Source organism: Citrobacter sp. RHBSTW-01013 (genome assembly GCF_013781985.1).
Lineage (GTDB): Bacteria > Pseudomonadota > Gammaproteobacteria > Enterobacterales > Enterobacteriaceae > Citrobacter > Citrobacter braakii.
Genome location: NZ_CP056185.1, coordinates 61,796 through 74,430, shown reverse-complemented (window position 1 = coordinate 74,430; position 12,635 = coordinate 61,796). Strand labels below are relative to the sequence as shown.

Below are 12,635 nucleotides of genomic sequence, written 5' to 3'. Positions count from 1 at the left end.
GTTTGAATAATTATTTGGAGGCTTGCCTCCAAATAAAATTAAGATAAATGAAAGCTTGATAATGCTGACTGTATGTCTGGGAAATTATGGTACTTTTCTTTTAATCCCCTCACTTTTTTAACAACACCTTTAAATTTCATCTGTAATGCTTTATCGGGAACTATTACATCTAAATCTCTTAATATTGCTAAATTAATATTTTTTTGTGCCACTTCTGGTGCTGTTTCCTCTAATTGTTTTTGCAAGAAACCTAACCAATGCTGAATAAATTCTACTTCGACGTGTTGGTTAGGCTGAAAGCCAACAACACTGTCTGGAAAACAAGCATCAAACGTTAAAATTCCAGTCTTGGCGATATTGGCTGCTATTGTTATACATAGAGTGCCCTTTTCCCACATTTTACTTTGTGCTAATCCAATATCTGAATATGTACTAAAATACTCAGTAATATAGCCACCAGAGTTTGCAACATCTCCAGTTTGAATCAATGGGTGAATACCACCTAATAATTCTGGGGCATTCCTTGGTCTATGTTTTGACTTTCCTCGGTCCAATGTTCCGACTTCGGAAAATTTCATCCTCTGCCATCCTTTAGGGTTTTCAACAGGATCGCCAAATATCTCTAAAAACGTAGCACGCAAAAAATCATCAGCCAGTTTGATAGCTTGCTCGCGTTTTTGGCGTATGTTCGCTGCTTTATCAAGAATAGCAACTATACGTCTCTGATCATTTAAAGATGGTAGAGGTATAAACAATTCTTTAAATCTTTCAAGATTTAAGTTCGATATGTTAGTCGTTTTTTGCCCACAATTTCTTATTATTACTTGAGTGTGTTCAAGTGTCAGCCAATAGTATAAATATTTTGGAATTACTTTTTCTTTTTTTGCTCTAATGATTGATATAAAACCACCAGCAGTAGATTTTGCCGGTAATTTTTCAATAAAACTAATTTTCCCAACAAGCTCCCAACTATTTGCACTGGAAATAAGCATATCTTCAGAACGTAAATATTGCTCATCCCGCTTAATAAAACTATCGGGAATGGCAATTAAATCCGAAATCTCTAACCCACCCCTTTGAACATTTTTTGTTCTCATGACAATGGTTGAGCCTTCACTCAATGGCTCAACCTGATCATTTGGCTTAAACGTTACTCCTCGAATGATTGATAAAACATCCCCTAACTTCACCATCGGCCAACTCACAGCATCCCCTCCAGCTCATCCAAATCCGCCAGAATCTCTTTTTCCAAATCTTTTAACCGCTTTAGTATCACCTTCGGATCTTCATACTCCTCCGCCTGATACACCACTTCTTTATAACGATTAATAGAGAGATCGTATTTCTGCGCAGCAATATCCGCTTTCGGTACAACAAACGCCGCCTGCGTGCGATCTTTAAAATCAACGCCAGCATCAATCCCTTCCGGGTACTGCTGTTTAAGCAACGAGGCTAACTTCTCACCCATAAAGTTATCAACCGGTAGCCCGCGTAAAGTACGGTAATGCTTCCAGCTTGCCAGCAGATGCGGCAGGTCGTTATCTTTTATCGGGTTACGCTTGTCATCCAGGCTGTAGCCATCATTTTGCAGATCGTAGAACCAGACCTCGTCCGTCTGACCGCCTTTGGTAAAGATCAGGATCGCCGTCGCCACACCAGCGTAAGGTTTAAATACGCCGGAAGGCAGATTGATCACCGCTTCTAACTGGTTATCTTCTACCAGCGTTTTACGCAGTGATTGGTGCGCCTTACTGGAGCCAAACAGCACACCCTGCGGCACGATAGTGGCGCTGCGTCCGCCTACTTTCAGCATTTGCAGAATTCGCGCCAAGAACAGCAGCTCAGTTTTCTTGGTTTTCACCATCGCCGACAGCGTGGCGTCGATATCTTCCTCATCCAGTGAACCGGTAAAGGGTGGGTTCGCCAATATCAGGTTGAAAGCATTTTTGCTGGCCTGTGGGAAGTTGGTGCTGAAACTCTGGCTCATGGTGTCCTGATAGTGGATATCCGGCTCTTCCACGCCGTGCATAATCAGGTTCATAGCGGCGATACGCAGCATAGTAGTATCAAAGTCGTAGCCGTGGAACATGTTGTTATCCACATGGTCACGCCACGGCGTCAGCAGATCACCAGTAAAGATTTTTTGCTCTTCCAGCTCACCGCGTTCGTTGCTGCCAATCTCGGTATGGATGGACTCCAGCGAGCTGTATTTTTCCAACAGGTACTCATAGCTGGTCGCCAGAAAACCACCAGTGCCACAGGCCGGATCGCAAATCGTCTCACCACGCGCTGGATTCGGCTCCATCATTTCAACCATCGTGCGGATAATGTGGCGCGGCGTACGGAACTGACCGTTGATTCCTGCGGTGGTTAGCTTGCTTAACAGGTATTCGTAGAGATCGCCTTTGGTGTCGCCACGATCCAGCGGCAGGTTTTTGATCACCTCTACGGCTTTGGTTAACAGCGACGGTTTGACGATCTCCAGACGGGCGTCTTTCATAAAGTTGCCCAGCAGCGTCACCTTCGAATCGTCGGCCAGCCCGAGTTGACGGAAATGCTGGAAGACGCCATCGCGCACCACTTCCATCATTTCATCCGAGCCAAGGTTGCTATAGTGACTGAAACGGAACTCCTGCTGCTCAGGCGCAAAACGCGGTTTAAAATCAACGCCCGCGATTTGTTTACGCTTCTCGTCGCGTTGTTCCTGGGTATCCAGCATCCGGGAGTACATCAGGTAGGTGATCTGTTCGATTACGGTCAGCGGGTTAGTTATGCCGCCTACCCAGAAATCTTCCCACAGGCCGTCGATTTTACTTTTTAAGTCACCGGTGATCATTGTTAACGTCTATACCTTGTTATAAATACAAAAGCCCCGCTGCCGGGGCTTGTCATGTGCGTATTATACCGTCGCTGCGTCGGTCACAACACCCAGCTCTTCGACTATCTTTTGCAGCCGGGCGATCTGCTCTATATCCGGGAACACGCCAGTAACGCCTTCGTTGTGGATATGCGTAAACGGCTGTTCAAAGAGCTGTCGCATTTCAATGGTGCCATAATCGCGAATGTGGTTTTTCAGCAATGACAGGAAGCGCAGTTGTTGGCTGGTCAAACTGTTGTCAGCGGCGAACTGGGCAAAGCGCACTTCCACCGCGTCGCTGTCCATCCCGATGATGGTACGCAACAGTTTATCCAGGCTGGCGGTTGCCTGCGGATAGAACTCTTTCAACGCACGAATATCAACGTTGGGGTTCTGGATCAGCACCAGCTTTGCCAGCTCATCCAGCTCGCTTTGCGTCACCGGCTCGCCGTTGCGGATTTTCTTCAGCACCGGGTTTTGCTGGAACAGCGGCTCCAGCGCTCCTTGAACCTGCTGACGATAGAGTTTGAAATCAATCGAGCGGATGTTGGTTTTGCGGGTCTCCGTCTGGATCAGGTTCGCATCTTCGGTAATATCCACCTGTATCGAACCAAATTGCGGCGTCGCATCTTTTTCCATCAGGTGCATAATGCCGCGCAAATGAATGCGGATATCCTCCAGCTCTTCCAGGCTAGCTTGCTTCCACCAGCCTAAATCACGAAGCTGATTAATTCGCTCCCCTTGCTGCTGAACCTGTGCCAGATGTGGCGGCAGGCGCTCCACTTTCTCCACGATGACCGGCCAGAGCACATCCAGTTCTTCCGGGTTGGTATAGCGTGCAGTTTGCGCCGTCAGAATATCCATATCAAAGCGCATGGCATCACTTTGCCCGCGAACGTCCAGCCACTGCATCAGTGGGGCCAGGACAGATAGCAGATCCTGCTGTGTCTTCGGGGAAAGCTGGCGCAGCACTTTTTCATCGCTGTACTGCGCTTTTTGCTGCCACTTCTCCTGCACGGCAATCGACTTTTCATCCAGTGCGTTGATCTGCTCACGAAGCTGGTGAGCGACTAAATCCACCGCCTGTTTATCGAACTTACGCTGCGCTGCGGCCCCTAGAGTGATCCATGCCTCGAAACGTTTTTGCGCCAGCGATTTTGTTGCTGTGACTTCGGCCTCTTCGGTATGCAGCTCGTGATACTCAAAATTGCCCCAGTGATCGAAGATACGGAATTTTTGTTTATCCAGCGGTTTGCCGTTGTCATCATAGCCGTACAACCCTGAACAAAGACGCGTACCACGGCCAATCATCTGCCAGAACTTCACTTTCGATTTGACTGGTTTGGCAAAGACCAGATTTACAATCTCCGGGACATCAATACCGGTATCGAGCATGTCAACAGAGATAGCAATGGTCAGCTCTTTGTTGGTACTTTCATCCAGCCCTTTAAAATCGTCAATCAGTTGCTCGGCACGAGGATCGTAGTTGTCGATAACCTGGCAGAAGCGTCCGGCAAACTGTGGGTACATATCGTCGAACAATTCATTCAATAACAGAGCGTGTTTGTGGTTACGGGCGAAAATGATGGTCTTACCGGGAAGCTGCCCATCGGCATCTTTCAGGCCATTTTCCATCAGGTTACGCAGGATATAGCGGTTGGTGTCTTTGTTGTAGATCGCCTCATCCAGTGCCTTGCCATCAAATTCCAGCGTATTGGGGTCGATACCCTGTTCTTCCAGCTCACGGATTTGTGCGTCGCTTAATTTCTCCCGTTTAATGCCTTCGCGCAGGAATTCCGTGGTGTGCGTAACGACTTCATAAGGCACCAGATTGTTATCGGCGATAGCATCTTCCAGGCTGTAGTTGGCGGTAGGGATGCGTCCTTCACAACCAAACAGACCGAAAGTGGTTTTGCTCACCATGTCGATCGGCGTGGCCGTCAGGCCAATCTGGAGGGCATCAAAATACTTAAATAGATCGCCGTAGACGTTGTAGATAGAACGGTGGGATTCATCGGCGATAATCAGATCGAAATAACCGACATCGAAATGGTCCATGATTTTCATCATGCCCGGATAGGTAGCGATGTAGATTCTGGCATTCTGTCTGTCTGCTTTCTTTGATTTCCCGACCACATACAGAGGCTCATTGGTGAACTGATTGAAGGCATTCGCCGCCTGTTTACGCAGCTCTTTACGGTCGCAAAGAAACAGGACGCGTTTAACCCAGCGAGCATCAATCATCAGTTTGCTTAGTGCAATTGCCACGCGGGTTTTGCCTGTACCAGTGGCCTGTACAATTAACGATTGTCGGTACTTGTTGGTAAACCGTTCGCTGACGCGGGCGATGGTTTCAAGCTGATACAAACGTCCGGCAACGGCCTTACCTTCGTTGTCTTTGACATGCGGCACACTATTCAGCGGCAGACGGGTTTCACGCTGCTGAATAAGATATTGCAGGCTTTCCTTGCAATAGAAGCCAAATACCCGGCGCGGAGGATAGCCATGAGTTTTATGGTCGTCCCATAGCCAGATATCGTAGCCGTTGGTGTAGAAGATGACCGGACGCTGACCATATTCTTTTTCCAGCCAGTCTGCATACAACCGGGCCTGAATTCGTCCTTGTTCGGCATTGACGCTGGTTTTTTTGGCTTCCACTACCGCCAGCGGTTTGTGTGCCTCATCCCACAAGACATAATCCGCATAACCGTCGCCGGTTGCGGTAGGTTGTTCTTTAACTGGATGTTCCTGCGTAATCTGATCTGTGTTGTTAAGCTCTTCCCCTACATTCCAGTCAGCAGCAAGCAGGCGGGAGTCAATCAGGCGGCGGCGGGTTTCCGCTTCATCAATAGAAAGAATGTCGGCAACATGCTGGTTGCGAGCTCTGGCTTCATTCAGGCGCTGAGTAAGGTGTTCGGCCTTTTCCTGCTCTTGCTGTAGTGCGCGTTGTAATGCCAGTTCGCGCTCACGGCTTTCATCTTGAGCCCTGATTGCATCTTCCAGACGTTTTTCATCAGCACGCCCTGAAGATTGTGTTAATGGTGGGAGAGAGAATTTGGGGCAGTCATCAACATTGCCGTGAGCATAGCGAACATACAGCCAAACCCCCAGTAAATATGCTTCCTTAAGCAGCCAGTAAGTATCTTTAGCTTTGATACGTCCGCCGTGCGCGGCGCGGTTACCGTGGATACGTAGCGCATCCATTTTCATGATGATGGCTTCCGGCATCATGCTGGCGAAGACATCGGCGTTCATTAAATCATACAGATTCGCTTTGATACCTTCCGGCAGTCGCTCCTGACGATATAACCAACGCACCATCAATTCGGTGTAGTTACGCAGTTTCACCAGACAGCTTTCTGGATCGGTGTGAACATAACGTTCCGCCATTAATCCCAGCTCAGCCAGTTCCGGCCACTGGCTGCGCAACATTTCAAAATTGAGAGACTGCTCCATCAATCATCGCCTTATGTCGTGGATACAACAGGAATTCTGGAAAGAATATCACACTAATTTGGCTGGCAAAGTGAGCCCGATGACATATGGCAGGAATGAATAGACTGGTGGAGAAGTTCTCTCTATGGCAAAGAGAGGAAAAGCTAACTTATTAAGTTTAAAAAGCTAATAACGCGTAAAAACCACATACTCATCCATCAGCTTCGTCAACACCGCATTTTTTTCCTGTCGTTGCCCCAGCCAGAAGCAAATTTCCACATGATTCATCCTCTTCAGGTTCTCAAGCCAGTCGGTCATCGAAGCCCCCAGCATCAAGTCGTACCAGCACAACCAGATCAGCTTATGACGAATCTCACGCGCCTTAAATCGCGCGGAAAGGCTGATCAACTTATTGGCTATGCGGCTTTGCTTCAATCTGACACACTCACTCAGTAAAACCCCTTCCATCCCGGCATGGGTGAACAGAAGTTCATTTTCGGTTTCAAGACTTATTTGCAAATCGTTCTGGATAGTCAACGGTTCTGGCCGTGCTTTACCATAAATAATCCGGTAGAGGCATTGCGGCACGACCGCAACCACTGCGCCAGTCTCTGGAAAATGTAACGTTGAGAGCGTAAGAAGATGGCTTGATTGAATATCCGGATGGCACATGCCGTTTCGGACTGCGATATTGGTTAAATCGGCCAACCAGCGTTGGTAGGTGTTAAGTAAATGGTCGTAACGGGCAATGGTTTCTTTCATCGGTAAAGAATCCTTCATCATCTGTAAAACAGACAGCCAGAAACCTCCGCAGCAGGCGGATCGTTAAGCTGGCTGGGGAATATGTGGCAAACACCGGAAAGCGTTACTGACGAGATTGAGCGATTCGCTCCTGTAGCCATGCTTCCACTTCACTCTGTAGCCATCGTGAACTTCGCCCCAATTTGATAGGTTTGGGAAATATGCCACCTTTGATGAGTCGGTAAATCCACTTATCACTGACCCCCAGCAGGCGGGTGATGAAAGCCATATCAACAAAGCGATCTTCGAGTAGGGTTGGTTTAACTGTCATGATTTGATTCTCCGGTAGCTAAATAGAAACCGGAGTCGGGGTTATTCGTGTTACTACCCGCTCCGGCATAGGTACCGGTGGTGCCGTAAAAAATAGTATTAGCCGGTTATTTATTTCCTGGGTCTTCCCTGTCGTGCAGGAGGTGGAACCTCATTGCATCCCCAGATCGGATTTCCATGTTTCTGGTCTTCTTTTGTTAAATAACTGACTATCCGCCTGAGGCTTTCCACGTCTGCATCATTTTTATGATCTACAATTGTATTTATATTGTCCTTGTGATAACTCTCCGCGTGGCACCATCTAATTTTTCCTTCACTGCGTGTTATATCTCCCCAAGCACTTTCTGCTTCAAGCATGAAGGGGAATGATTTTTTATGTTTCTGCCCTTTGATATAAAAAATGGCATGTGCGTGAACCGCACCTCCTCTTGTCCACTCTAATACCCAAAAACACCCGCAAATAGCAGGTTTTGCTATCATAGCATTCATTAACTCACGAAGATCATCCTGTATCTCCAGTGTTGAATTACGGATGTATCTGTTACTTCCTTTCTGATAACTGAAGTCCATACGAAAAGCTAGCACCTTTGAGTACCGACTCAAAACTTGGTTGAGATGATGATTAGCTAAATTCAGGAGGCAATCATCAGGGGTTATGTTCTGGAAGAATGGGTAGTGCTTTTTCATTTTAGTAATCCTTTGGCTTTGTCTCAAAGGATTACTTGATGCTGTTTTTTTTTGTGAAGATAACAGCATTAATGAACTCCAGCATCTTAATCGTTATCCATTCCGGGTTTAGTTATGGGGCAGAGGTAAGGGGAGTGGTGAATATACAGTAGGTAGAGGGCATAGCTACAACTCCACAATATAATATTAATTAACCTTAATTATCAAAAACGGAACGAATGCATGCCTGTTACCGGCAGCATCTGATGTGACATGGTGCAACCTCATCCGTTGGGATCTGGCCCGATTACTCTAAGTTGCAGAAATTCGCATGGAGAGCGGGAGGGGGGCGCTGAGTGTGGCTTTTCTCAACATCGCAACACGAAGAGTGACATGTTGCCGTTGTAAATCTGCTTATGAAAACCATGCCTTCAAAACAACTTAATTTACGCAATATAACTGTGAATTGATGACAGTGTGAACATCATAACTCATTGATTGATAGTGTTTTGGTGAGAAATTTTTTACTACGAAATTACTACGTAAAAAATTCTTTTTTTATACGTTTAAAAGTCTTTTCATGGTCAGTTTTGCTATTGATTATCTGCATTTATTCATCATAATGGATTCATTTTTAGCATTGCCATTGGTTGAAATATGAGTAGAGAAAAGGTCTTTACCGCTCAAGAAAAGTACAAAGCCCTGAGAAGGAAACTGAAGTGGCTGGATAATAACCCACGTGCTGCATGCTTCTATTTTTTCTACATCGCTCGTTCTTTAAGTAAGTCTGAGTCGGAGATTTCTCGGCCCGTACATCTGTACGAACGAAATCCACTTTCCGCGAAGGTTCTGGGAATGGAAAAGATTTCGCTAGGCGTCGAAATTAACAAAACAGCATCACTTTCGGTAATGACGTCGCAAATTAATTTGAACGAGATGAGTGCAGATAGAATAGATACGGAAATTGGTATGGATGAAGATCTGGAGAGGATATTAAATACAGAGATTACGGCCGGATCTGATAATGCAGTTTTGGGAAAGATGCCAGTATCAAAAAGGATAATGTCAACAGATTTTCTTTACGCTAATGGAATTTACACCCCTTTCTTACAAGGGATTGTAACCGGTACTGATGACATTATTGAACGTGTAGTGAAAGAACTATGTGACAAAGATGTATTAACTCGGCGTAATTTAATAAAGGAGATTAACATAGCCTGGGCTCAGGCAAGCAGTGATTTTCCTGAGGCTTTTTCTTGGGTGGATGTGAATGATGAAAAACAGTGTCTGTGGGTATGGGACATAATGAAAAAGAAGGCAGTTTCCCCTCCGGCAAATCCGATTAATAACATTCAACGCTGGCAATTTATTTGCGCAACGTTTGATCTTTGGGAAGGCTGGACTCATGAACAGTTGAGTTATTTAAAGGATGGTCGAAAAAAAATGAGCCAGAGTTTCTCTGATTTACTGTCGTTTCCACACTCTTCACATAAGCATAAAGGAGTGCTAATGGATGAACTGGAAAAGGCCTGGAGCCAGAAACTGTTTCGCAGACAAGTCAAAGAGAACGATACAGAAATAAAACTTTCTGTCAGAGTGAAGAAGAAACTCACTAAGCTTTCAGAAATGTATGGAGAGTCTGAGTCAGCTTTAGTGGCCTCACTTATTGAGCATGAGTATGCCGGGTTAATGGTAAAAACAGAAAAAGCCAAAAAACATTCCTGAATTCATACTTGATTTCGTGGGTTTATCTAAAAATTATACAGATATATATCATCTATTTGAACATACCCCATTAACGGCAGAACCCCATGGTTCTGCCGTTTTTGTTTTCATTTCAAAGGAGTAATGATGGAAAGATCTGAAGGTTTACAGTCGTTGCAGCAGTCGCTTTCTGGCCTGCCGCAGTGGGCATCAGAGCGTATTCTGCAACAGATAAACCAGCTTACTCGCTATGAGCCGGTGATTGGCATTATGGGTAAAACTGGCTCGGGCAAGAGCAGCCTATGCAATGCCCTGTTTGCCAGTGAGATTTCAACTGTCAGCGATGTGGCTGCCTGCACTCGCGAACCACTGCGCTTTCGACTGCAGGTGGGGGAACGCGTGATGAGCATCGTGGATCTGCCTGGTGTCGGGGAAAGTCAGACCCGTGATGCAGAGTATGCCGCATTGTACCGGCAACAGCTTCCCCGGCTGGACCTGGTGCTGTGGTTGATTAAGGCCGATGACCGGGCGCTGGCGGTGGATGAACATTTTTACCGTCAGGTGATTGGCGAGCAGTACCGGCATAAGGTGCTGTTTGTCATCAGTCAGGCCGACAAGATTGAACCAGCCAGTGGCAGCGAGAGATTGTCTACGGAGCAGAAACGCAATATCAGCCGCAAAATCTGCCTGTTACATGAACTGTTCCAGCCGGTAAACCCGGTTTGTGCGGTGTCAGTACGTCTGCAATGGGGGCTGCGGGTGATGGTTGAACGGATGATCCGTTGCTTACCACGTGAGGCCAGCAGTCCGGTGGCGGTACAGCTTAGTGCTCCACTGCGTACCGATGCCGTTAATAAAAAAGCCCGTGACGATTTTGGTGAAACGGTCGGCTCGGCACTGGACGCAGTAAGTTCCCTGCCCCTGATACCGGCCCCGGTGCGGACAGTAATCCAGGCTGTACGCGATACCGTGGTATCAGTCGCCCGTGCCGTCTGGAATTTCTTCTTCTGAATACTTAACCCCTTAACTCGTTGTTTCCTTAGCCCTGTCGCGACTATGTGACAGGGCTTTTTTGTCTTTATTTTTCCATAATGAGGAGTCTGCTTATGACCCGTCTGGCTTCGCGCTTTGGCGCATCAAATCTTATCCGTCGTGACCGTCCGTTAACCCGCGAAGAGCTGTTTCGTGTAGTGCCCAGTGTTTTCAGCGAGGACAAACACGAATCTCGCAGTGGACGGTACACATATATACCCACGATTTCTCTCCTCGACAGTCTGCAGCGCGAAGGCTTTCAGCCCTTCTTTGCCTGCCAGACCAGAGTGCGTGACCCAGGGCGTCGTGAGCATACAAAGCACATGCTGCGCCTGCGTCGGGAGGGGCAAATTACCGGCAAACAGGTCCCGGAAATTATTCTGCTCAACTCCCACGATGGCTCCAGTTCGTATCAGATGCTGCCGGGATTATTCCGTGCGGTATGCCAGAACGGGCTCGTCTGCGGTGAGTCGTTTGGCGAGGTGCGGGTGCCGCACAAAGGAGATGTCGTGAGTCAGGTGATTGAGGGGGCGTATGAAGTGCTGGGCATTTTTGACCGGGTGGAGGAGAAGCGGGATGCGATGCAGTCGTTGCTGTTGCCGCCACCTGCGCAACAGGCACTGGCACGGGCTGCACTGACGTACCGGTTCGGGGAGGACCACCAGCCGGTTGCGCCGTCACAGGTGCTCTCCCCGCGCCGCTGGCAGGATGAGAGTAACGACCTGTGGACCACGTATCAGCGTATTCAGGAGAACCTGATTAAGGGCGGTCTCAGTGGACGGAGTGCGAAAGGCGGACGAACGCATACCCGTGCGGTGCGCGGCATTGACGGGGATGTAAAGCTTAACCGGGCACTGTGGGTGATGGCGGAAGCGATGCTCAGTGGTCTCTGTCCTGCGTGAGTTCACACTTTTCATTAAATAACGTTACGGCAGTGTTAATAAATGACACTCACTGTCATTTCTGGCGGGGGTTTTTGCCGGTTAATTCACCGGAAAATGGCGCAGGCCTGACAGATACAGGCTTTAGCCCTTCCTCAAAATAGCCGTTCCCGCAGACATATCCTGTCAACTCCCTCCTTTAGAATCGTATGCCTTTCAACCTGTTAACCTGCACGGAGAATCCATCATGCCACTGGCACAGCGCCGCTACGACAGACTTGCGGTCAGGCTGTCGCTGATTATCAGCCGCCTCGTGGCGGGTGAAACGCTGGACATGCAAAAGCTCGCGACCGAGTTTGATGTGTCAGTCCGCACCCTTTACCGGGACTTCCGTGAGCGGCTGATTTATCTGGACCTCGAATGTCATCAGGGCTGCTATCGCCTGCGGTCAGGGGCTGGGCCGCAGGGCGAGCTGGATGTCCTGACCTTTGCCCACCGTACTGGCATCGCCGGTCTCTTTCCGGGGCTGGACCGTCGGCTGGTGAGCCTGCTGCTAAACTGCGAGGGTGCCCCCTGCCTGACCGGAGATGCGGTTTCTGTGGGCTCGCCAGCGACCCCTCAGTCCTTTTACCGGCTGGTACAGGCTATTACCACCTGCCAGCGCGTCACGCTGCTGGCTGACGGAAAACGTTGCGAAAGACTGGCCCCTTACCGGCTGATTGCGCAGCGGGGCCACTGGTACCTGATTGCGGAGCACAACGACCATCCGGCGGTATTTGCACTCAGTGATATTCACCTTGTGCAGACCCTTACCGAGAGCTTCAGGCGCAACGAGCGTCTTTACCGGCTGACGGAAGATTTAAGTTTTATCCGGGCACTGCCGCATTTTCAGTTTGTTCAACAAATAATTGTAAATTTAACAGATACCTAAAGGTTATTAACCCCATGCCGATAACCTTTCAGAAAATAATATTTCACAACAAGGTACT

10 protein-coding genes are annotated in these 12,635 nt (G+C 48.0%); 4 read left to right on the top strand and 6 right to left on the bottom strand.

Going from position 1 to position 12,635, the window contains the following annotated elements:
* Positions 1 to 38 precede the first annotated feature (38 nt).
* The 6 genes from HV350_RS00370 to HV350_RS00345 form a co-directional block, all read right to left on the bottom strand.
* Positions 39 to 1,205, bottom strand: coding sequence for a restriction endonuclease subunit S (locus HV350_RS00370; protein WP_220131611.1), 1,167 nt, complete (start codon positions 1,203 to 1,205; stop codon positions 39 to 41).
* Positions 1,202 to 2,836 carry a class I SAM-dependent DNA methyltransferase gene (locus HV350_RS00365; RefSeq protein WP_181629577.1) on the bottom strand — a complete coding sequence of 545 codons (1,635 nt, stop codon included), beginning with the start codon at positions 2,834 to 2,836 and terminating at the stop codon, positions 1,202 to 1,204. The genes HV350_RS00370 and HV350_RS00365 overlap by 4 nt, the downstream gene beginning before the upstream one ends.
* Before the next feature lie 63 nt (positions 2,837 to 2,899).
* The gene (locus HV350_RS00360) at positions 2,900 to 6,313 is read right to left on the bottom strand and encodes a DEAD/DEAH box helicase family protein (RefSeq protein ID WP_181629575.1); all 3,414 of its coding nucleotides are present in this window, start codon (positions 6,311 to 6,313) and stop codon (positions 2,900 to 2,902) included.
* A 165-nt stretch (positions 6,314 to 6,478) separates the two neighbouring features.
* A complete protein-coding gene (locus tag HV350_RS00355) occupies positions 6,479 to 7,054 on the bottom strand; it encodes a hypothetical protein (protein ID WP_181629574.1) in 576 nt (191 codons plus the stop codon).
* A 103-nt stretch (positions 7,055 to 7,157) separates the two neighbouring features.
* Positions 7,158 to 7,364 carry an AlpA family transcriptional regulator gene (locus HV350_RS00350; protein ID WP_039026317.1) on the bottom strand — a complete coding sequence of 69 codons (207 nt, stop codon included), beginning with the start codon at positions 7,362 to 7,364 and terminating at the stop codon, positions 7,158 to 7,160.
* Positions 7,365 to 7,474: 110 nt separating this feature from the next.
* Positions 7,475 to 8,050, bottom strand: coding sequence for an inovirus-type Gp2 protein (locus HV350_RS00345; protein WP_181629572.1), 576 nt, complete (start codon positions 8,048 to 8,050; stop codon positions 7,475 to 7,477).
* 834 nt (positions 8,051 to 8,884) lie between these two features.
* On the opposite strand from HV350_RS00345, the gene HV350_RS00340 reads away from it, so the two are divergent.
* From HV350_RS00340 to HV350_RS00325, 4 genes are all read left to right on the top strand, one after another.
* Positions 8,885 to 9,754, top strand: a complete 870-nt coding sequence (locus tag HV350_RS00340; protein ID WP_181629568.1) for a hypothetical protein — start codon at positions 8,885 to 8,887, stop codon at positions 9,752 to 9,754.
* Between the two features lie 126 nt (positions 9,755 to 9,880).
* Positions 9,881 to 10,744, top strand: coding sequence for a GTPase family protein (locus HV350_RS00335; RefSeq protein WP_181630611.1), 864 nt, complete (start codon positions 9,881 to 9,883; stop codon positions 10,742 to 10,744).
* 95 nt (positions 10,745 to 10,839) lie between these two features.
* Positions 10,840 to 11,667 carry a DUF932 domain-containing protein gene (locus HV350_RS00330; RefSeq protein WP_181629566.1) on the top strand — a complete coding sequence of 276 codons (828 nt, stop codon included), beginning with the start codon at positions 10,840 to 10,842 and terminating at the stop codon, positions 11,665 to 11,667.
* Positions 11,668 to 11,893: 226 nt separating this feature from the next.
* Complete coding sequence (locus HV350_RS00325; protein ID WP_025798993.1) at positions 11,894 to 12,577, top strand: WYL domain-containing protein; 684 nt, start codon at positions 11,894 to 11,896, stop codon at positions 12,575 to 12,577.
* Positions 12,578 to 12,635: the final 58 nt, after the last annotated feature.